Here is a 20,952-nt window from a genome sequence, read left to right as displayed (position 1 = left end):
GTTTGCCATGCGATGTGTGGTGCGCGACACCATCCAAACGCACGTTGCAGGGGTCGCAACCTGTTGTTTTTGCGCTCACTGAAATCGACAACGCAGAGGGAGACGCCGGGGCATGAGTGCATGTCATTCATGCGCGCGAGGCAACAAGCGAGCATGCCCGCGCGTAAAAATGACAATCGCGTGCAGAAGTGATCGATGCTTCGTGCACAAAGTGCATGCCCCGAAACACCCGTTATGCGCCGGCAAAAAATCTACACCGGGGAGCGGCGAGAGGCAATCATCCGCGTGGGCGAGCCCACACGGAGCATGGTGACCCATCGTGTACCTCACCTCAGGTCGACTATATTGATGGTCATGGCAAGGCATTTGCATTAACAGCAGTCGTCACCCCTGGAGGTATCTGCCATGCGTTCGCTTGCTAACCTGTTCAGTCCACCGACGCCCGAGAAGATCGCTGAGAAGGAACTGCAAGACATGAGGCTGACGCTTTTTCAGGCCGAGCGTCGCCTGCTGGAAGCGCAGATGCAGGTGGACTACTACCGCAACATGATCTCGTTCCTCGAGGAAGTCGGGACGAGCGGTGTGGAAGGCGTCGCCGACAAGCGCCGCGCCGCCGCGCCGGCCACGGAACCCCGCGCCGACAAGCGGCCGGAAGAGCTCCCGCAGGTGCCCCAGCCCGCGCGCGTATCGCCGGGCCTGACCACCGTGCCCATCGTGCCTTCCGCGGCCTGAGGCACGTCCGCCACGCGGCGGAGGGCCTGGCTGGCAAGCGTCGGCCGCCGAAGCGTGCGCGACCGAAGCCTGTGCGATACTCGCGGCCGTGCGCCTCCGCGCGGCCCGGCCGATTCCCGGCGATGGGCCCTCGCGCGCGCCCCGACCCTGGAACCGGCCTCCTCTCATGACCGCTGCGCTGCTCCCCGCCATCGAACTCGAATCCGCGCCCGAACGGTCGCAATCCGCGGCGCAACCGCCCGCTTATACCGTCATCTGGATGCATGGCCTCGGCGCCGACGGCAGCGACTTCGTGCCCGTGGTGCCCGAACTGGGCCTCGGCGACGCGCCCAATATCCGCTTCGTGTTTCCGCATGCCCCGGCCATGCCCGTCACCGCCAACGGCGGCTACGTCATGCCGGCCTGGTACGACATCCTCTCGTTCGACGAAGTCGGCCGACGCGGCGATGAAGCGGGTATCCGCAAGTCGCGCGACGCGATTCGCGCGCTGATCGCGCGGGAGAACGCGCGCGGGGTCCCATCCGAGCGCATCGTGCTGGCCGGTTTCTCGCAGGGCGGCGCCATTGCCTACACGGCCGGCCTCACGCATCCCGAGCGCCTGGCCGGGATCATCGCGCTATCGACGTATATCCCCTCGCCGGACCTCGTCACGGCCGAGGCGTCCGCCGCGAATGCGGACACGCCGATCTTCGCGGCCCATGGCACGGGCGACGATGTCGTCCCCCTTGCGCTCGGCGAGCAGGCGCGCGACTTCGTGCGCGCGCGGGGCCATGCGCCCGAATGGCATACGTATCCGATGCCGCATTCGGTGTGCCTGGAAGAGATTGCCGATATCGGTCAGTGGCTGCGGGCCCGTTTCCAGGGCTCGCTCGCATGATTCCGCAGACCCCTCCCCCGCGCATCGACTTCAACACGCGCAAGGCCCTGCTGTTCGCGCTGGCCGCGGAACGCCTCTCGGCCTATTACGAACACCGGACATGGATGACGGACGCACAGGGCGCGACGCTGGCCGGCATGTGGCTGTCGCGGTCCAAGCTGCAACTGGCGTTATCGGAGCGGCGGCTGCTGTCCGAGCTCAGCGACCAGTTCGCGCGCCAGCTCGCGGAGACGCTGTCGCGGGAAGCCGGACTGTATGCGGCCCACGAGATGATGGAAGCGCTGGACCCGAACTACCAGTCCGCATTCGCCCACGACATGCTGGACGAATGCGAACGGCTGCTGCGGGAAAACGGCGTCACTGAGTAATCGCGCCGCGGCGCGGCCGCGTGAGTTCGGCGATATCGAGCCGGCGGAACACGAGCGCCGACAGCATCGTGATGATGCCCACGCTGACGAAGGCCAGCCGGTAGGCCGGCGCGGCCACGCCGAGCTTGACCGAAAACAGGCTTACGAGCCCGCCGCCGATGGTCACGCCCAGGCCGATGGCCAGCATCTGGACCATCGAGAACAAGCTGTTGCCGCTGCCCGCATCCTCGCGCGACAGGTTCTTCAGCGTCACGCTGTTCATCGCCGCGAACTGCATCGAGTTGGACGCGCCGAAGGTCGCCAGCTGCAGGATCGACACCGCAAGCGGCCAGCCCGGCGCCATCGCCGCGAACGACGCGATGGATCCGCCGACGATCAGCGTGTTGACCACGAGGAAGTTGCCGTAGCCGAAGCGGTTCACGAGCGGCACGATCCAGCGCTTGGCCACCGCGCCCGCGAGCGCCACCGGCAGCAGCATCAGCCCCGAATGGAACGGCGTGTAGCCCAGTTGCAGCTGCATCAGCAGCGGCAGCAGGAACGGCACCGCGCCGGAGCCGATCCGCGCGACGAGATTGCCGATCAGCCCGGTGGTGAAATTCGGCTCGCGGAACAGCGCAAGACGAAACAGCGGCGTGCGATGACGGCGGGCGTGCGGAATATAGAGCAGCGCGGACACGACGCTGAGCGCGGCCAGCGCGATACCGAGCGCGGGGCCGCCGGTACCGTGCGAAGCATCCAGCGCCAGCGAGAACGACACCATGCATAGCGACAGCAGGCCGCAGCCGAGCCAGTCGAAAGGCGGCGCCACGCCCGACTCGCCGGCCGGCAGGTAGCGGCGCACCGCGAGCAGGCCGATCAGCCCCACGGGCACGTTGATCAGGAAAATCCAGTGCCACGACGCGCTCTCCACGAGCCAGCCGCCCAGCACGGGGCCGAAGATCGGACCCACCTGCCCGGCCACCGAGACGAACGCCAGCGCCGCGATGTACTGCTCGCTCGGCACATTGCGCAGCACCGCGAGCCGCCCGATCGGCAGCAGCATCGATCCGCCGATGCCCTGCAGCACGCGCGCGATCGTCAGTTCCGTAAGCGTATGGGCGGTGGCGCAGAACACCGAGCCGAGCACGAAGATCAGGATGGCGGCGAAGTACACGCGCCGGGTGCCGAAGCGGTCGGCCAGCCAGCCCGAGGCCGGTGTCAGCATCGCCATCGTCAGCGTATAGGCAACGATCACCGGCTGCAGCGCGAGAGGTTTCTCGTTGAGGCTATGGGCGATGGACGGGAGTGCGGTGTTGAGAATCGTCGTATCGAGGGCCTGCATGAAGAAGCCCGCGAAGACGATCCAGAGCATGGCCTTCTGCGAAGACCCGGATGTTCCGGCGGTGGTGGGGGGTGAAACGGCAGTCATTGCATGGTTTTGTAGCGAATGCTGAAATGTTAACGAGGGCATCGCCCATCGGGAACCCCTCTGGAGTTATTGACTGCAATCGGAAATTCCGATGACAATGCCCCCATGCTCAATCCCGTCTGGATCCAGACCTTCTCCACGGTAGCCACGGCGCGCAGCTTCACCGACGCGGGGCGCCAGCTCGGGCTGTCCCAGTCGTCGGTCAGCGACCATATCCGCCGGCTGGAGCAGAGCGTCGGCCGCCGGCTCTTCGTGCGCGATACCCATTCGCTGGCGCTGACGCCGGACGGCGAGGCGCTGCTGGTCCATGCGCGGCTGATTCTCGAGTCGATCGCGCGCGCCGAAGGCCAGTTCAGCGCCCCGAAGCTCCAGGGGCGCGTGCGCCTCGGCACCTCAGAAGACCTCGCGCAGGGCCCGTTGCCCAACGTGCTGGCCGCATTCCGCGATGCGCATCCCGACGTCGAGTTCGAGATCACCATCGGTATGACGGGCCGGCTTTACGAACTCATGGATGCGGGCGCGCTGGACCTGATGGTCGGCAAGCGGCGCGAAGGCGACCGCCGTGGGGTGCCGCTGTTCCGCGGGCAGCTCGAATGGCTATCGCGGCCGGGGACGGTCATCGACGTGCGGCAGCCGCTGCCGCTGATCCTCGTGCACGAGCCGAGCGTGACGCGCTCCGTGGTGCTCGATGCGCTGGCCAAAAGCGGCTGGCGCTGGCATATCGTCTGCTCCAGCAGCAGTCACTCGGGCTGCATCGCCGCCGCGCGCGGCGGGCTCGGGATTACCGTGCGGGCGCAGAACCTCTCCGGGCGCGGCCTCGTGCCGCCCGTGAACCACGCGGAACTGCCCGCGCTGCCCGATGTGGAGTTCATTTCGCTGTCCGCGCGCCGGCTCAGCAAGCCGGCCGAGACGCTGCTCCGGCTGTTGCAGAAGAGCGACCTGCGCGCGTCCCGCGACGACTAAGGGCCCGCGATAAGGAGCGCGCGATAAGGGGCACGACTTCAGCGCAGCGCGCGCAACGCCTCGTAGGCGGTCAGCAGGTGATACGGCGTGGTGGACGGCATTTCGGCACGCAGCACGCTGCCGTCGGCGGCCAACACCTCGTGCCAGCCCAGCGGATGCAGGAAACGAATCCGAAAACTCGCGATCCAGGCTTCTAGTTGCACCAACGCGCCGGCATCGCCATCGATCGTGCCGCGCAGTCCCAGCGCCCGCGCGAATTCGGTCTGGGCCCAGATGCGCTGCGTCGTATCGATCTGATGGCCTTTGCCATCGATCGCGGCGCAAACGCCAAGCGTATCGACATCGGCCACCCCGTGCGTGCGTGCGAACGCAAAGGCCTTGTCGAGCGTCTCCCGCAGCGGCGAGTCGCCGAAGACCTGCGGTGCCATCGCCACCAGCGAGTACCACTCGAATTGATGCCCGGGCTCGATCCGGTTGCCCGCGGTGCCCTGCGGCAGTTCGGCGATGCAACCGTTGAGCGGATCGACGAACGTTACGTGAACCGCCCGCGCCAGCGCCTGCAGCCGGCCGGCGAACCATGGGTCGCCCGTGGCGTCGAGCGCGGCGAGGTAGGCCTCGGTCAGGTGCATGACCGGGTTCTGCAGCACACCGGCGCCGCTGTCGCCGAAGTCGGCCGTCAGCGCGGCGTGATACAGGCCCGCGCCGTTGGCAAAGCGGTCTTCCACCACGTCCACGGTGGCTCGCAGCACCGCGAGCGCGTCGGGGTCCGACGAGGCGCGATAGTAGTGCGCCGCCGCAAAGATCACGAACGCATGGGTGTAGAGGTCGCGCGCGGTGTCGAGCGGCTGGCCGTCCGGGCCGACGCTGTAGAGCCATGCGCCGCCTGCCGCGCCGAAATACCGCCGCAGCGACGTGAACAGCGTGCGCGCGTGGGCCAGGTGGCCGGCCCGGGAGAAAACGAACAACTGGCGCGCGCAGGCCATCGCGCGAAAGCGTTGATCCGGCCGGGGCGCCCCGGTGGCGCCGTCGAGCGCCTCGTGCGCGAGTTGCCGGTCGGCGTCCCAACCCGCGCCGGTCCACGCCGGCAGCACGGTGGCGTCGTAGTGGGCAACGAGGGTGTCGATCGCGCGGACGAGGGAAGACGGTACGGACATTGGCAAAGGAAAAAGGGCACATGGCCGCGGGTGCGGCAGGCGCCGAGCGGCAAAGATACTGGAAATGCGCCGCCCGCGAAAGCTGCCGGGGCGCCTCCGGCACACGGCCGCTTTGCGGCTGGCATTGCTGCAAAGCGGTGCTATGGTAAAAGTCCGACGGCCCCGCCGGGGCTCGCGGCACGCCACGGGAGCGCACCATGGCCATGCAACCCCATATCACGCCCACTGCCCCGACAACCCTCAGCGACAAGCGCCGCACGCTCGTCATGCATGTGATGGAGGACCCGCCAGGACGCTATTCCTGGCGCATCGTCGTCGAAGAGCACTGCGGCGGTGCCGACTGCGACAGCACGATCGAGTCGTCGATGCATTATGCGTCCATGGCCGAGGCCGAGGCGGCCTGCTGGGCCTGCGGCAACGGCATGCTCGATGTGCCGCGCACCGCCGCCGGGCATTCGCGCCATCACTGAGGCGCAAAACGCTGCCGAAACGGGCCCTGAGCGCCACGTTCCACCCACCGGTTTGAAACGCGCCATTGCTTTTCAGCGCGTTTTTGCCACTTTGCACGGATTGCCCTAGGCTGTTTACTCCTCGGCCCGGCATCTCGCTTCCCCCCAGAGCGAGCGGGAGCGCATTGGTATTGGGAGAGAGCGATGGACAAGCAGACTGTGAGTCCCCGCCGCTTTGTCGAACTGCTGAACGAGCGGCTGACCATGCATCCGCTGTACCGCGAAGGCATGCATGTGTACGCCATTCCGGCCCACGCCGAGCATCCGCGCGGCCTGGTTTGCGTTGGCCCGCGTGGCACCGAAGGCATTTGCGCGACGATCGAGAACATCGTGCGTGGCGAGTGCGACGTGGTGCCCGATATTTCGCAGGACTGGCCGCCACGGGTCCCTGGCCCGCGTCATCACTCGGCCCCGGCGCCCTGAGGGGCGCCGCTTTCCCCTTCTCTTCCCCCTTCTCTTTCCTTCCCCTGCGTCCGCTTTTCCCTCGGCTTCGGCAATTGCTACACGGTGCGCACCTCGGCTGCGTACCGCGCGCACCATCGTTACAATGACACCCGCATGCAAAGCGGGAGAACCGATGAGAAGGATTGCAGAGGACGGGATTGCACAGGACGGAGTCGCCAGTCTCCCGGACACCCACGGAAACCCCCATGGGGAAGCCACTGCCGAGGCGCGCGCCGCCGCCGTCGCCGCGACCATCGCGCGCAAGGCCATCGATCAGGCCGACCATGCGATGCGCAACTGGACCGACCCGACGCCGGGCCCGATCCGCATCGGATCTCCCGAGCATCTGCGCCTGTTCAGCAACATGCTGCTCCAGACCCACAACCCCTACAAACCCGCCGTCATCGACTGGCCGAAGCTGGCGCCCGACGCCCTGCGCCGCGTGACGTCGCTGCCGATCTGGGATATCGCCGTGCAGACCGAAGGCCGCGCGTCCGTGCGCGTGCATGCGTTTGCCGGGACCGTGCGCGATCCGCTGCTGCGCAGTGCGCTGGAGATGGATGGCGACGAGGAAGCGCGCCACAAGGTCGTGCTGTCGAAGCTGGTCGAGGCCTATGGCATCCCGCTGGAGCCGGAGCCCGAATATCCGGTGCCCGCGGATCCCGAATGGGGCTGGCTGGCCACGGGCTACAGCGAGTGCATCGACAGCTTTGCCGCGTTCGGCCTGTTCGCCGCGGCCAAGCAGTCGGGGTTCTTCCCCGCGGAACTGGTCGAGACGTTCGAGCCTGTGATCCAGGAAGAAGGCCGTCATATCCTGTTCTTCGTGAACTGGGCCGCCTGGTACCGGCGCAGCCTGCCCTGGTGGCGCCGCCCGTTCTACACGCTCAAGGTGTGGCGGGTCTGGATCCACCTGATCCGCGAGCGCATCGGCATCGCCAAGGGCATCGATACGGGCGACAGCGTCCAGGACGCCAACTTCCCGATGAACGCGTCGGGCGCGTTGACGGAGTCGCTGACGCCCGGCGCGCTGATCGACCTGTGCCTCGTCGAGAACGAGCGGCGCATGGCAGGGTATGATGCGCGCCTGCTGCGGCCCGACTTCGTGCCGCGCATCGCACGACTCGTACGCCGTTTCGTGAAGTAAGTCCCTGCCCCTGCCCTGATAACGAGATGATGTTTGCCCTGTCCCTGCTGACACTGGTGATCTGGTGCGTGCTGGTGTTCGCGCGCGCGGGATTCTGGCGTGTGTCCAAGCCCGCGCCGTCGCCGCGCCCCGCAACCTGGCCGCCCGTGGTCACGGTGATTCCCGCCCGCAACGAGGCCGACGTGATCGGCCGAGCCGTTGGCGGCGTGCTGGGCCAGCGTTATCCGGGACCGTTGCACCTCGTCGTCGTGGACGACCACAGCACCGACGGGACCGCCGATATCGCGCGCGCGGCCGCGGTCACGCTGGGCCGTGCCGATGCGCTGACCGTCATCGGCGCACGGGACCTGCCCGCGGGCTGGAGCGGCAAGGTCTGGGCCCAGTCCGAAGGGCTGGCCGCCGCCGACAAGGCGATGCCGGACGCGGCTTTCGTCTTTCTGACCGATGCCGATATCTGGCACGGCCCGAATGTGGTGAGCGATCTGGTCGCGCGCGCTATCGACGAACGCCGCGACCTGACCTCGCTGATGGTACGCCTGCGCTGCGAATCATGGTGGGAACGCATGATCGTGCCGGCATTTGTCTTCTACTTCGCCAAACTTTATCCGTTCCGCAAAGTTGCCGACGTGAACAGCAACGTCGCGGCGGCGGCCGGAGGCTGCATGCTGGCCCGGCGCGACGCGCTCGCACGCATCGGCGGATTCGAGGCCATTCGCGGCGAATTGATCGACGATTGCAGCCTGGCCGCGCAGATCAAGAAAGGCGGCTCGATCCGGCTGGATCTCGCCGACGACAGCCTGTCGCTGCGTCCTTACGACGACTGGTCGAGCCTCTGGAACATGATCGCGCGCAGCGCCTATACGCAGCTGCACTACTCGCCGTGGATGCTGGCGGGGGCGACGGCCGGGATGCTGCTGACCTATATTGCGCCGCCCGTGCTGGCGCTGGGCGGCGGTCCGGCGCTATGGCCGGCCTGGCTCGCGTGGATCCTGATGGCGGCCAGTTATCGGCCGATGCTGCGCGAGTACCGCCAGCCGGCCTGGCTGGCGCCGTTGCTGCCCGTGACCGCCCTGTTCTATCTGGGCGCGACGCTCGATTCCGCGCGCCGTTACTGGCTCAAGCGCGGCGGCCAGTGGAAGGGGCGCTCGCAGGCGCCCGTCCGGCCGTGAGCGCATGCCGCGAGCGCGGGCATTCAGCGCTTGTCGAGATACCCCGCCTGCCTGAACCAGGCCAGCGCATCGCGCAGCCCGTCCTGATACGGACGCGGCGCGTAGCCGAGTTCGCGCATGGCCTTGGCCGACGTGAAGAACATCCGGTAACGGGACATCTTCAGCGCGTCCACGGTCACGAACGGCTCCTTTCCCGTGAAGCGGGCGATGGTTTCGGCCACGCGGGCAATCGGGTACAGCGGCCACCGCGGCAGCTCGATGGTCGGCGCGCGCCGGTTGGACATGCCCGCGATATCGCGCAGCATCTGGCGCAGCAGCACGTCCTCGCCGCCGAGGATGTAGCGCTCGCCGATGCGGCCGCGCTCGAGCGCCTGGAAGTGGCCCGTGGCCACGTCGTCGACATGGACGAGGTTCAGGCCCGTATCGACGAACGCCGGGATCTTGCCAGTGGCGGCCTCGACGATCACGCGGCCTGTCGGCGTCGGCTTGACGTCGCGCGGACCGATCGGCGTGGACGGATTGACGATCACGGCGGGCAAACCTTCGGCTATCATGCGCTCCACTTCACGTTCGGCCACGACCTTGCTGCGCTTGTACGCGCCGATGGCCTCGTCCGCCGCCAGCGGCGCGGTCTCGTCCACGGGCGCCGTGGCGCCGGCCACGCGCAGGGTCGCCACGCTGCTCGTGTAGACGATGCGTTCGACGCCGGCGTTGCGGGCGGCTTCCATGACGTTGACCGTGCCGATGCGGTTGTTGCGCACGATCTCCTCGGGATCCGGCGCCCACAGGCGGTAATCGGCGGCGACGTGGAACAGGTATCGCACGCCGTCCATCGCGCGGGTCATGGACGCGGCGTCGCGCAGGTCGCCCTCGACCAGTTCGACGGGCAGGCCCTCGACGTTGGTGCGCGGGCTCGAGGCGCGTACGAGCACGCGCACCCGGAATCCGCGGTCAAGTGCCTGACGCATCACAGAAGAGCCCAAAAAACCGGAGGCGCCGGTCACCAGAATCGAATCGCTAATTTCAGTTCCCCTGTCATCAAAATGCCCTGCAAATACGTTGGCCCATACCAACGTATCGAACAAGAAAATCGGCACCGGTATATAGTAACCACCGTGCGTCGGAAAAGTGATGCAGAAATACCAATTAGATGATGAAAAATCGTACAAGAGTCGGGGGGCCGTCTCTATGCAGGTGATCCTTGCCCAGCCCAGGGGCTTCTGTGCCGGAGTCGTGCGCGCGATCGAGATTGTCGACCGTGCGCTGATCAAGCACGGTTCCCCTGTTTACGTTCGCCACGAGATTGTCCACAACAAGCATGTGGTCGAAACCCTGAAGAAAAAGGGTGCGCGATTCGTGGAAGAGCTGGATGAGGTCCCCGGCGGCGCCGTGACGATATTCAGCGCCCATGGCGTGGCGCGGACGGTCGTGGCGGAAGCGCGCGAGCGCGAGCTGCATGCGATCGATGCCACCTGCCCCCTCGTGATCAAGGTCCATACGCAAGGCCGCCAGTACGCGGCGGCCGGCCGCATCGTGATTCTTATCGGCCATGCCGGCCACCCCGAGGTGGAAGGCACGATGGGCCAGATTCCGGGCAACGTGATCCTGGTGCAGAACGAGGCGGAAGTCGGAACGCTCGACATTCCCGCGGATGCGCCCGTGGCCTACGTCACGCAGACCACGCTGTCCGTGGACGACACCCGTCATATCATCGCCGCGCTGCATCGGCGCTTCACCAACCTGGTGGGGCCCGATACGCGCGATATCTGCTATGCCACGCAGAACCGCCAGAGTGCGGTGCGAGAATTGTCCGCGCATGTGGACGTGATACTGGTGATTGGCGCCACCAACAGTTCCAACTCCAACCGTCTGCGTGAAATCGGTGCCGAAAGCGGCGTGCCGAGCTATCTGATCGCCGACGGCAGCGAACTCGATCCCGCGTGGGTGCGTGACGCCCGCGTGATCGGCATTACCGCCGGGGCGTCCGCGCCCGAGGAGATGGTGGAAGACGTCATCGCGGCACTGCGCCGCCTCGGGCCGGTCGAAGTATCGACCATGGCAGGCCGCGAGGAGCATGCCGAATTCCGCCTGCCGGCCGAACTGGCCGACCCGAAGCTGGCCGCAAGGACGGCCAGAGACACCGAAGACGACAGCGACGCTCAGCTAGCCGACACCCGGCAAGCCGAAGCGCAAGCCTGAATACCACAGAAGGAAGCACCTTGGCCATTCCGTTCCTGCAGGTCGCCCGCGTGGGCGCCTACATTGCACGCAAGCATCTGTCCGGTCAGAAGCGTTACCCGCTCGCCCTGATGCTCGAGCCCCTGTTCCGCTGCAACCTCGCCTGCTCGGGCTGCGGCAAGATCGACTATCCGGACCCCATCCTGAACCAGCGCCTGTCCGTGGCGGAATGCCTCGAGGCAGTCGATGAGTGCGGCGCCCCCGTCGTCTCGATCGCCGGCGGCGAGCCGCTGCTCCATCGCGACATGCCCGAGATCGTCCAGGGCATCATCGCGCGCAAGCGCTTCGTGTACCTGTGCACGAACGCGCTGCTGATGGAAAAGAAGATGGACGACTACAAGCCGAGCCCGTACTTCGTCTGGTCCGTCCACCTCGACGGCGACCGCGAGATGCACGATCACTCGGTGAACCAGGAAGGCGTGTACGACCGCTGCGTCTCCGCGATCGCCGAAGCCAAGAAGCGTGGCTTCCGCGTGAACATCAACTGCACGCTGTTCAACGACGCCAAGCCGGACCGCGTGGCGAAGTTCTTCGACACCGTGAAGGAAATGGGCGTCGATGGCATCACCGTGTCGCCGGGCTACGCCTACGAGCGCGCGCCGGATCAGCAGCACTTCCTGAACCGCGGCAAGACCCGCCAGCTGTTCCGCGACATTCTGTCGCGCGGCAATGCCGGCAAGAACTGGGCATTCAGCCAGTCGACGATGTTCCTCGACTTCCTGGCCGGCAACCAGACCTACCATTGCACGCCGTGGGGCAACCCGGCGCGTACGGTGTTCGGCTGGCAGCGTCCGTGCTATCTGGTCGGCGAAGGTTACGTGAAGACCTTCAAGGAACTGATGGAAGAGACCGACTGGGACGCCTACGGTACCGGCAACTACGAAAAGTGCGCGGACTGCATGGTCCACAGCGGCTACGAAGCGACGGCCGTGGCCGACACCTTCGCCCATCCGCTGAAGGCACTGGGCGTGACCCTGCGCGGCGTGAAGACTTCGGGCCCGATGGCCCCGGACATCAACCTCGACAAGCAACGCCCGGCCGACTACGTGTTCTCGCGCCACGTCGAGATCAAGCTCGCCGAGATCGGCGGCCTGCAGAAGAAGCCCAAGGCAGGCAACGCCGCCAAGGATGCCGCCACGGTGCACTAAGCCCGTACGGCGTATCCCGCGCAAACAAGAACGGCTGCGAGCGATCGCAGCCGTTTTTGTTTTGCCCCGACGCGTGATGCTCCCGTGGTGCGTTAGCCGATCTGGTATTTCTCCCGGACCAGATGGCCGATGCCGAGGCGGTCGAGGATGGGCATGGGGCACAGGATCGTGACGCGGACCGTGCCGGGCAAGCGGCTGATTTCGATCGAGCCGTTGATCGTCGCGCGGTTCAGCACTTCGTCGTAGGGCAGGCCCGTGACGTCTGCCGCGCGCTGCAGACCGTTCTTTGTGGCGGCGTTCAGGTCCACGCCGCTGCCGATAAACGTGATGGGTCCGCTTTGCTCGATCTCGCGCTGGCCCCAGCGTTCGCCCAGCTCGGCGACCTTTTGCCGCTGGGCGGCGGTCATCGGGCGGGCCATCGGGGGCAGGTCGTCGAGGTTCTGCAACAGGATCGGGCCGTCGATCGTCAGGTGCTTGATGACCTCGACCGTCAGCTCGGTTTCGCCCGACACGTCGGTGGCATGGCCCGCGATTTCGCCGTTGCCCTGCTGCGCGTGCATATCGCCCATATACACGCCGGCGCCGGGCACCTTGACCGGGCAGATCAGGATGCAGCCTTCGCGCACCGAGTTCGTGTCCATATGGCCGTCGGTCTTGGCCGCATGCAGTTGTGCCTCGGTCATGCCGAAGCGGTGCGGCGCGCCGATCAGGTGCTGGCCGAAGTCCGCGCAGTTGTGCGAGTCCGGCAGGTCGCGCGACGGCGTGGTGCCGATATTGCCGAGGAACGGGCGCATCGGTGCGGCCACGCCCGGGATGTCCGCGCGCGCCAGGGAGAGGATCGAGTGCTGCGCCGCATGGTCGGGCAGCGCGGACATCTCCGATGCCTTGCCGGCAAGACGGTCCGCGACCTGCTGGTTGACCGTTAGGCTGACCTCGTTCTCCGCATCGAACACGATCACGTAGCCGTGGCTGAAGCGGAACGCGCTGACTTCCGCGCCGCAGTGATTGCAGCGGATCGCGTCCTCGCCGATGCCCTCGACATGCGATGCCGGATGCTCGGTGCCGCAGTGGCCGCAGAACTTGGCGACGAACGGATCGCCGTTGTAGCGGCCTTCGACGAAGCGCATGACGCCGGACGACGTCGCGGCCGACGTGACGCGCATGCGCCGGATATCGAGCGCGACCGCATCGCCGACCTCGGCACCGGCGACGTACACGGGCTGCGTGACCTCGTGTCCGCCTTCGAACGCGGGCGTGATCATCGGACCCCAGCAGCCCGGCGGCGTGCCGGTGACAAGCGTGCCGCCATCGGCCAGCGGGCCCAGCATCGGCTGGCTCGGCCCGATGATGCCGCTGGTGTAGGTGTCCACGCGAAGGTAATCGACCGCCTCGGTCGTGGGTTGCGATGTCGTGCTCATGAAAGTCTCCTTGTGTGGGGGAAAAGCTCGAGGTGAGTCAGGTGCGCCATTTGCCTTGCCGCATGCATTGCAGCGCGGCTTCCACCCACGCGGATGGGTCGTTCTGTGGCAGCGTGTCGATGGCGAAGGCCGGACGGCCGTGCGCGGGTGCCTGCGCGATCTTGCGGTCGGCATCCGCCTGGTCGGCATGGCCCGCGTCGTCACCGAACTGGTGGCGCAGGCCCTGCACGGTCACGGCGATAAAGTCGCGGTTGTCGAACGTCCTTGCGGAACGGTCGAACAGATCGTCGTCGTACTGGACGAGTTGATCGCGCCAGACCATGCGCGCGATCGCGCGCCGATGTCGTGCAAGGCCCGCGCGGCCACGTTCGGTCAGCAGATAGAAGCGATACCAGTGGTCCCACTCGGTGCGCGGGGGCTGCGGTTCGCGCAGCGCGGCGCGGTCGGCCACGCGGTCTTCGGACGCTGCGATCAGGCCCACGCAGCGCGTCGGGCGCAATGCGGCGGCGGCGCTGGCCGCGCGGCCGCCCGTGTCGAAGCCCGCGAATACCGCCTCGGGAATATGCAGTGCATCCATCAGGTCGATCACGTCCTGTCCCAGCGCCGCGCGTTCGCCGATGCGGGGCGTGGCGGCGTCGTGGAATCGTGTGGGACCGTGGCCACGCAGGTACGGCACGATGACGCGCGCGCCTTGCGCGGCTAGCCGTGGTGTCACGGCGTCGAACGCGCGGACGTCGTAAGGGAAGCCGTGCAGTAGGACCACGGGGCGGGCGGTCTCGTCCCCGGCGGTCAGGTAGCCGATATCGAGCAGGTCGGTGCGGGCGCGGCGCAGCGGGTGCGTCGGGTTCACGGACATGAGGGCTCCTCTTCCGGCGGTGTGGTGACGATCAGCGCGCTGCCGATCCACCCGGCGAGCCATGCGCCCGCCTGCGCGACACCCGCGTCTTCGCCGAGCCGTTCGGCCAGCATGTCGCAGAGCGCGGCAAAGCTGCCGTCGCGGCGCAGCTGCGTCAGCGCCTCGAACTCGAGCATCGATACCTGACGCAGGCACGATGTGTAGTCCTGTCGCCAGACCAGCAGCGCCGCGGGTTCGGGCAGCATCTCGGCCTCTGTGGCGTCGTGCCACACACGCTCGGCGTTGGTGGTGACCGCGCGCATGCGCAGGGCCGGCGACAGGCACAGGCGCGCATGGTCCCAGTCGAGTGCGGCCAGATCGGCGGCGTCGAGCGGCGCGGCGTCGGCCGCCACGAACGCCGTGGAGAGCGCATGCTCGATCCACGCGAGTTCCTCGAGGTCGGGGTTGTCGGGGAACAGCGTGGCAAGCGTGTCGCCAAACCCGTCGGCATAGGCATCGAGCGTCCAGGCATGCGGAGGGCGTGCGTCGATATGCGTGATCGCGGTATGGAGGAACGCCGCGTGGCCGAGCCGATCGCGCGTTTTCGGATACGAGGCTTCGAGGCAACCGACCAGTTGCGCGCGATAGTTGTTCTGATACACCGCGAGGCCCGGATGCCCGGCGCCGATCACGCGATCGGCCGCGTCCGGCGATGCATCGACGAGCCACGCGCGGAAGTCGTGCTGGAGTTCGGCGAGCGTCATGCGGCCTCCCGCGGCGAAAGGCGATTGCGCGTCTTCGCGTGCGCAGCCTCGGCGCATCCCGCCCTCTGCGCGCGATAGTTGTTCCGATACACCGCGAGGCCCGGATGCCCGGCGCCGATCACGCGATCGGCCGCGTCCGGCGATGCATCGACGAGCCACGCGCGGAAGTCGTGCTGGAGTTCGGCGAGCGTCATGCGGCCTCCTGCATGTCGGACGAGGCGTGCGGGCGGCCGGGCATGCTGGCGTGCATGCGGGCCAGCGCGAGCTCGTCGAGCAGCGTCCCCAGCGGCGGCACCTCCGCATCGCGCTCGATCATCGTCGCCACCGGCCCGACCAGCGACATGGCCCGCGCATAGAGCGCCCACACATCGGCGCACACGGGCGCATCGTGCGTATCGATCAGCAGGTCCTTGCCGACGCTGTGTCCGGCCAGATGGATCTGCCGCACGCGCCCGGCGGGCACGCCGGCGAGATACGCCTGCGCATCGAAGCCATGGTTGGCCGCGCTGACGTAGATATTGTTGACGTCGAGCAGCAGGTCGCAGCCCGTCCGCCGGCACATCTCCGCCAGAAACTCCCATTCGGTCATGGCCGCGCCCGGAAACGCGATATAGCTCGACGGATTCTCGATCAGCATCGCGCGGCCGAGCGCATCCTGTGCCTGGGCGATGTTCGCGCACACGACACCGAGTGCCTCCTCCGTGTAAGGCACGGGCAGCAGGTCGTGCGACTGAAACCCGTCGATGCGCGTCCAGCACAGATGGTCGGACACGAACAGCGGCTCGACCTCGTCCACCAGCGCGCGCAGGCGGCGCAGGTAGTCGCGATCGAGCCCGTCCGCCGAGCCGATCGACATCGACACGCCATGCAACGCCACCGGATGGCGCGCGCGCACCTGCCGCAGGATATGGCGAGGCTGCCCGCCCTCGACCATGAAGTTCTCGGAGATGACCTCGACGAAGTCGACCGGAACCTCGCCGTCGAGGAAATCGCGATAGTGCTCCTTGCGCAGGCCGAGGCCAAAGCCGGAGAACGCGGTATTGGGAAGTGGCATGTCGATGGCCTCAGCGAAGATCCGGCGCGCGCCGCCACAGCATTGCATCGAGCGACCACCGTCCGCCGCCCCGCGCGATCAGCGGCAACAGCAGCCCGGCCCAGCTCAGATGCGTGGCCCATGCGTCGGGATAGACGAAGATCTCGATCACGGCGGTCATGCCGAGCAGCGCCAGCGCGGCCGGCCGCGTGAACAGCCCCAGCACGAGCAGGATCGGGAACAGATGCTCCGACACGGTCGCCAGCTGCGCCGCGAGATCGGGCGGGATCAGCGGCAGCGCGTACTCGGCGCGAAACAGCTCGTACGTGGTGTCCTTGATCGTCAGCAGGCCTTCCACCTTGGTCCGGCCCGAAAGAAAGAACACCGACGCGATGCCCAGCCGCGCCACCAGCAACAGCAGCGCGGGCGGCAGGATGCGGTCGGCCCAGCGGTTCATCGCTTGACCGGCGTGAGCGAACCCGGGCCCTTGGGCGTCTTGATCTCGGTGCAGGTGCCCTTCTCGACGAGCTTCCAGGCATCGCCCTGGTAATCGCGTTTGGACGTGGCCGCGCACGTGGTCCCGGCGCCGGCGGCACAGTCGTTCTGTCCCGCGAGGGCCACGCCGTAGCACTTCTCGGTGGATTTCTTGCCCTCGGCGTGGGCGATGTTGGCGAGTGCGGCGATCGAGACCGCGAGGGAAGCCGCGAGGGCGGCGCGCTTGTTAGGCATGGGTTCTCCCGATGTGAGGTTGAGGGTCAACCTGGCGGGAGAACAACGAGGAGAGTGTCGGACGATTCGCGCGCTCCCGTCAGGTGACGGGAGTTATAGCGGGGGAGGAAACGCGCTGTGTTTCGCCGTGTGTCCGGTATCGGCGGCGATACAAAACGTTTAAAAAAAACGCGCCGGGACAGGTCGCTGCGCCGCTACCGATACAAACCCGGATACAAACGCGGCGGCGATCCCACCATAGTCGGGACTGCCCCGACGAATGACAGGACCGCCGCGGCCCTCAGGCGGCGCCGCGTGCGTTATGGTTGGTGAGGTACTTGACGAGTCCGTCCACGCCGTCGCGCGCGACGATATCGGAGAACTGCTTGCGATAGACCTCGATGAGCCAGGCGCCCATCATATTGATGTCGTAGATCTTCCAGCCGTCGGCGGTTTTCGTCAGACGGTAGTCGATCAGCATTTCGTCGCCGTTGTTCAGCACGCGCGTGCCGACGACCGCGTCGTTGGCATTGCTGCCGGCCTGCGGCGGCTGGTAGCGGAACTTGGGATTCTGGTCGCGGAGCTGCGACAGCGAGACCGCATAGCTACGCACGAGCAACTGGGTGAACTGTTCCTGCAGCGTCTTCTGCTGCTCGGGCGTCGCGGTCTTCCACGCGGTGCCGACGGCGAGGCGGGTGGTCCGCCCGAAGTCCGTGTACGGCAGGAACTGCTTCTGCACGACGGCCGTGATCTTGGACAGATCGCCGCTGCGGGTGTCGGGGTTGGACTGAATCTGGGAAATCACGCCCTCGACGGCCGCGCGCACGAGGCGGTCCGGCGCGGCCTTGGTATCGACGGCCTGCGCGTGGGCGACGGAAACCACCATGACGGCGGCGATGGGGGCCACGATGGGAGCGAGTGCGACGGGATGGAAACCGGAGAGCTTCATGGGCGACTAAGTACGAGTAAGAAACGTACAGGTTCGAAACGAAACACCGAACTTAGTTCGACCTCGTTCGAATCCAGTTGAATCAGGCAGTAACAAAAACTGACTGATCGGAAGGCAAACCAGTATATAGCGGATCGGCGGCGCGCCAACAGGGTGATCCATACCCCACCCACAGGTGACGTCAGCGGCAACCGCTATACTCCGGGCTGCCGCACGCGCATCGTCGTGCCACGCCATACGGCCGCACCCAAACCGACCCCCAATGCTGAGACCGCTGCTTATCCGTACCGTCAAGTTCGCTACCCGTCACGCCTGGGGCGTGCTCGCGGTATCGCTGCTGCTCACCGCCGCAAGCGGCGTCTACGTGGCGCGCAACTTCGCGATCAATACCGATATCAGTCGCCTGCTTGAATCGGACGCACCGTGGGCCACCAACGACAAGGCCATCAGTGCGGCATTTCCGCAACGGGACAACCTGATCCTTGCGGTCGTGCAGGCCCCGGCCAAGGAACTGGCCGACGCCGCCGCCAACGAACTCGCGGTCAAGCTGCGCGAGCAGACCAAGCGCTTCCATGCCGTGGGCCAGCCCGGCGGCGGCCCGTTCTTCGAGCACAACGGTCTGCTGTTCGCCGATACCGCCACCGTGCAGGACATGGGCGGCAAGCTGACGCAGGCGCGCCCGCTGCTGAACAACCTCGCGCACGATCCCACGCTGCGCGGCCTGTCCGATCTGCTGACGACCACGCTCGCGCTGCCGCTGCAACTGGGGCAGGTCAAGCTGTCCGATATGGAGAAGCTGCTCGGCGAGAGCGCGAAGACCGTGGACGGCGTGCTCGAGAAGAAGCCGGCCGCGCTGTCATGGGCGGGGCTCGTCGATGACGAACTCAAGCCCGACGCGCAGGGCCGCGCATTCAGCTTCATCACGGTCTCGCCGGTGCTGAACTTCAGCGACCTCAAGGCCGGTTCGGCGGCGAGCAACGCGATCCGCGCGGCCGCCGTGGACCTCAAGCTGGCCGAGCGCTACAACGCGCAGGTGCGCCTGACGGGTTCGCAGCCGCTGGCCGACGACGAGTTCGCGTCCGTGAGCGAGGGCGCGGAACTCAACGGCATCCTGACGCTGATCGTCGTCATCGGCATTCTCTGGATGGCGCTGCGCTCGGGCCGCCTGATCGTGGCCGTGCTGACGAGCCTGATCTGCGGCCTGCTGATCACGGCGGCGCTGGGCCTGGCCATGGTCGGCGCGCTGAACATGATCTCGGTCGCGTTCGCGGTGCTGTTCGTGGGCCTCGGCGTGGACTTCGGCATCCAATATGGCGTGCGCTACCGGGCCGAACGCTGCGAGCACGGCGACCTGTCGCTGTCGCTCGAACTGGCTGCGCGCGACGTCGCCACGCCGCTCACGCTGGCCGCGGCCGCCACGGCGGCGGCCTTCTTCTGCTTCCTGCCCACCGACTATCGCGGCGTGGCCGAGCTCGGCAAGATCGCGGGCGTGGGCATGATCGTGGCGTTCACCACCACGTTCACGATGCTGCCGGCGCTGATCCGCGTGCTGCGCCCCACGGGCGAGCGCGAGGCGCCAGGCTTTGCCTGGCTTGCGCCGGCCGACGCGTTCTTCGAGCGGCATCGCAAGTCGGTATTGCTGGCAACCGGCGCGATCATCGTGGCCGGCATTCCGCTACTGATGCATCTGCGCTTCGATTTCGATCCGCTGCACCTGAAGGATCCGAACTCGGAGTCGATGTCCACGCTGCTCGCGCTCAAGGATTCCCCGCAGGCCGGCACGGACAACGTGAGCGTGCTGGCGCCCACGCTGCCCGCCGCGCAGGCTATCGCGGCCAGGCTGGCCGCGTTGCCCGAAGTCTCGCGCGTGGTCACGCTCAATACCTTTATCCCGCCCGACCAGGGGCCCAAGCTGGCCGCCATCGCCGATATGTCGAAGTCGCTGATGCCGGTGCTCACGCAGCAGCCGTCGGCGCCGGCCGACGATGCGCGCCGCGTGGCCTCGCTGAAGAATGCATCGCGCCAGCTCGCGCTCGCCGCGGAGGATCACCCGGGTCCGGGCGCCGAAGCGGCCGCGCATCTGGGTCGCGCGCTCGGCAAGCTCGCCGCCGCGGACGCGGCCACGCGCGATCGCGCGGAAGCCGCCATCGCCCTCCCGCTTCGGCTTGCACTGGCCAAGCTCCAGCGCGCGCTGTCGCCGTCGCCGGTCACGCGCGAATCGCTGCCGCCGGAGCTCGTGCGCGACTGGCTGGCGCCGGACGGACAGGCGCTGGTCAGCGTCAGCCCGAAGATGCCCGCGGCCGCGCGCAGCGACGAGGATGCCCGCCAGGCAACACTCGACCGCTTTACCGGAGCGGTGTTGCACGTCGCGCCGGGCGCCACGGGCGGACCCATCGCCATCCAGGGTTCGGCCGACACGATCATGACCGCGTTCGCCCACGCGGGCATCTGGGCGGTCATCTCGATCGCGGTACTGCTCTGGATTACCCTGCGCCGTATCGGGGACGTGCTGCGCACGCTGATCCCGCTGCTGGTCTCGGCGATCGTCACGCTGGAGCTCTGCGCCGCTTTCGGTATTGCACTGAATTTTGCAAATATCATTGCGCTGCCGCTACTGCTCGGCATCGGCGTCGCGTTCAAGATCTACTATGTGATCGCATGGCGCCACGGCAAGACCAAGCTGCTGCAGTCGAGCCTGACGCATGCGGTGCTCTATAGCGCCGCGACCACGGCCACGGCGTTCGGCAGCCTCTGGTTCTCGCACCATCCCGGTACCGCGAGCATGGGCGAGCTGCTGGCGCTGGCGCTGGTCTGCACGCTCGCGGGTGCGGTGTTTTTTCAGCCGATATTGATGGGGCGGCCCCGTCGGCGCATGGCGACGGACCCGCAGGGTCCCTCCATGCCGCCTGTCATGGTGGCTACACAACTGGCAAAATCGGCCGATAGTTCTCAAAGGCCCGACCAAGGCAATACCCGGCGATAGTTCGCTACCGCCGTTCGCAGCGATCATTCCCGCGCAGGAACCGTGTGTTGCCGCACCCGCATCATGCCGTTGATGTGTGCGCACGCTTGATTCTTGCGCACCGGCACC

At 67.0% G+C, this 20,952-nt stretch carries 22 protein-coding genes; 11 read left to right on the top strand and 11 right to left on the bottom strand.

The window, feature by feature from the left end; translation table 11 throughout:
- Positions 1–405 precede the first annotated feature (405 nt).
- The 3 genes from FOB72_RS29385 (at position 406) to FOB72_RS29375 (ending at position 1,977) form a co-directional block, all read left to right on the top strand.
- Positions 406–732, top strand: coding sequence for a hypothetical protein (locus FOB72_RS29385; protein WP_150376758.1), 327 nt, complete (start codon positions 406–408; stop codon positions 730–732).
- Between the two features lie 166 nt (positions 733–898).
- Positions 899–1,609 (top strand): alpha/beta hydrolase, encoded by a 711-nt coding sequence (locus FOB72_RS29380; RefSeq protein ID WP_150376757.1) that lies wholly within the window; start codon positions 899–901, stop codon positions 1,607–1,609.
- Positions 1,606–1,977 carry a hypothetical protein gene (locus tag FOB72_RS29375; RefSeq protein WP_191002304.1) on the top strand — a complete coding sequence of 124 codons (372 nt, stop codon included), beginning with the start codon at positions 1,606–1,608 and terminating at the stop codon, positions 1,975–1,977. Before FOB72_RS29380 ends, FOB72_RS29375 begins: the two co-directional genes overlap by 4 nt.
- Here FOB72_RS29375 and mdtD read toward each other — a convergent pair.
- On the bottom strand, positions 1,967–3,385 hold the full coding sequence (gene mdtD, locus FOB72_RS29370; RefSeq protein ID WP_223851633.1) for a multidrug transporter subunit MdtD: 1,419 nt from the start codon (positions 3,383–3,385) through the stop codon (positions 1,967–1,969). The two genes, FOB72_RS29375 and mdtD, sit on opposite strands and share 11 nt — an antisense overlap.
- A 105-nt stretch (positions 3,386–3,490) precedes the next feature.
- Here mdtD and FOB72_RS29365 point away from each other — a divergent pair, with 105 nt between their 5' ends.
- Complete coding sequence (locus FOB72_RS29365) at positions 3,491–4,348, top strand: LysR family transcriptional regulator (protein WP_150376755.1); 858 nt, start codon at positions 3,491–3,493, stop codon at positions 4,346–4,348.
- Positions 4,349–4,386: 38 nt separating this feature from the next.
- Here FOB72_RS29365 and FOB72_RS29360 read toward each other — a convergent pair whose 3' ends face one another.
- Positions 4,387–5,502 (bottom strand): AGE family epimerase/isomerase, encoded by a 1,116-nt coding sequence (locus tag FOB72_RS29360; protein WP_150376754.1) that lies wholly within the window; start codon positions 5,500–5,502, stop codon positions 4,387–4,389.
- Positions 5,503–5,699: 197 nt separating this feature from the next.
- On the opposite strand from FOB72_RS29360, the gene FOB72_RS29355 reads away from it, so the two are divergent.
- The 4 genes from FOB72_RS29355 to FOB72_RS29340 all read left to right on the top strand — a co-directional run bounded on the left by FOB72_RS29355 (position 5,700) and on the right by FOB72_RS29340 (position 8,768).
- A complete protein-coding gene (locus FOB72_RS29355; RefSeq protein WP_223851632.1) occupies positions 5,700–5,972 on the top strand; it encodes a hypothetical protein in 273 nt (90 codons plus the stop codon).
- Positions 5,973–6,155: 183 nt separating this feature from the next.
- Positions 6,156–6,434, top strand: a complete 279-nt coding sequence (locus tag FOB72_RS29350; RefSeq protein ID WP_150376753.1) for a hypothetical protein — start codon at positions 6,156–6,158, stop codon at positions 6,432–6,434.
- Between the two features lie 154 nt (positions 6,435–6,588).
- A complete protein-coding gene (locus FOB72_RS29345; RefSeq protein WP_150376752.1) occupies positions 6,589–7,599 on the top strand; it encodes a ferritin-like domain-containing protein in 1,011 nt (336 codons plus the stop codon).
- Between the two features lie 26 nt (positions 7,600–7,625).
- Complete coding sequence (locus FOB72_RS29340; RefSeq protein WP_150376751.1) at positions 7,626–8,768, top strand: glycosyltransferase; 1,143 nt, start codon at positions 7,626–7,628, stop codon at positions 8,766–8,768.
- 23 nt (positions 8,769–8,791) lie between these two features.
- Here FOB72_RS29340 and hpnA read toward each other — a convergent pair whose 3' ends face one another.
- Positions 8,792–9,790 carry a hopanoid-associated sugar epimerase gene (gene hpnA, locus FOB72_RS29335; RefSeq protein WP_263364846.1) on the bottom strand — a complete coding sequence of 333 codons (999 nt, stop codon included), beginning with the start codon at positions 9,788–9,790 and terminating at the stop codon, positions 8,792–8,794.
- 166 nt (positions 9,791–9,956) lie between these two features.
- On the opposite strand from hpnA, the gene ispH reads away from it, so the two are divergent.
- Together ispH and hpnH are read left to right on the top strand one after the other, a co-directional pair.
- Positions 9,957–10,967, top strand: a complete 1,011-nt coding sequence (gene ispH / locus FOB72_RS29330) for a 4-hydroxy-3-methylbut-2-enyl diphosphate reductase (RefSeq protein ID WP_150377552.1) — start codon at positions 9,957–9,959, stop codon at positions 10,965–10,967.
- A gap of 20 nt (positions 10,968–10,987) precedes the next feature.
- Positions 10,988–12,154, top strand: coding sequence for an adenosyl-hopene transferase HpnH (gene hpnH / locus FOB72_RS29325; RefSeq protein WP_150376750.1), 1,167 nt, complete (start codon positions 10,988–10,990; stop codon positions 12,152–12,154).
- A gap of 92 nt (positions 12,155–12,246) precedes the next feature.
- Here the strand turns inward: hpnH and FOB72_RS29320 are convergent, their stop codons facing one another.
- The 8 genes from FOB72_RS29320 to FOB72_RS29285 form a co-directional block, all read right to left on the bottom strand.
- Positions 12,247–13,572 (bottom strand): acetamidase/formamidase family protein, encoded by a 1,326-nt coding sequence (locus FOB72_RS29320; protein ID WP_150376749.1) that lies wholly within the window; start codon positions 13,570–13,572, stop codon positions 12,247–12,249.
- Positions 13,573–13,609: 37 nt separating this feature from the next.
- Complete coding sequence (locus tag FOB72_RS29315) at positions 13,610–14,428, bottom strand: alpha/beta fold hydrolase (protein WP_191002303.1); 819 nt, start codon at positions 14,426–14,428, stop codon at positions 13,610–13,612.
- Entirely contained in the window at positions 14,419–15,171 is a 753-nt protein-coding gene (locus FOB72_RS29310; protein WP_150376747.1) for a DNA-binding domain-containing protein, read from the bottom strand. The genes FOB72_RS29315 and FOB72_RS29310 overlap by 10 nt, the downstream gene beginning before the upstream one ends.
- Complete coding sequence (locus FOB72_RS29305) at positions 15,168–15,365, bottom strand: hypothetical protein (RefSeq protein ID WP_150376746.1); 198 nt, start codon at positions 15,363–15,365, stop codon at positions 15,168–15,170. The genes FOB72_RS29310 and FOB72_RS29305 overlap by 4 nt, the downstream gene beginning before the upstream one ends.
- On the bottom strand, positions 15,362–16,225 hold the full coding sequence (locus tag FOB72_RS29300) for a DUF692 domain-containing protein (protein ID WP_150376745.1): 864 nt from the start codon (positions 16,223–16,225) through the stop codon (positions 15,362–15,364). Before FOB72_RS29300 ends, FOB72_RS29305 begins: the two co-directional genes overlap by 4 nt.
- Positions 16,226–16,235: 10 nt before the next feature.
- Positions 16,236–16,661 carry a DoxX family protein gene (locus tag FOB72_RS29295; RefSeq protein ID WP_150376744.1) on the bottom strand — a complete coding sequence of 142 codons (426 nt, stop codon included), beginning with the start codon at positions 16,659–16,661 and terminating at the stop codon, positions 16,236–16,238.
- Positions 16,658–16,933 (bottom strand): DUF2282 domain-containing protein, encoded by a 276-nt coding sequence (locus tag FOB72_RS29290; RefSeq protein WP_150376743.1) that lies wholly within the window; start codon positions 16,931–16,933, stop codon positions 16,658–16,660. The genes FOB72_RS29295 and FOB72_RS29290 overlap by 4 nt, the downstream gene beginning before the upstream one ends.
- 280 nt (positions 16,934–17,213) lie before the next feature.
- Positions 17,214–17,861, bottom strand: coding sequence for a phospholipid-binding protein MlaC (locus tag FOB72_RS29285; protein WP_150376742.1), 648 nt, complete (start codon positions 17,859–17,861; stop codon positions 17,214–17,216).
- Between the two features lie 262 nt (positions 17,862–18,123).
- Here FOB72_RS29285 and FOB72_RS29280 point away from each other — a divergent pair, with 262 nt between their 5' ends.
- Positions 18,124–20,844: an MMPL family transporter gene (locus FOB72_RS29280; RefSeq protein ID WP_150376741.1), complete on the top strand. Its 2,721-nt coding sequence runs from the start codon at positions 18,124–18,126 to the stop codon at positions 20,842–20,844.
- Positions 20,845–20,952: the final 108 nt, after the last annotated feature.

Origin of the sequence: Cupriavidus pauculus (assembly GCF_008693385.1) — a bacterium.
GTDB classification, from domain to species: domain Bacteria; phylum Pseudomonadota; class Gammaproteobacteria; order Burkholderiales; family Burkholderiaceae; genus Cupriavidus; species Cupriavidus pauculus_D.
This window is presented reverse-complemented; position numbering and strand designations above follow the sequence as displayed.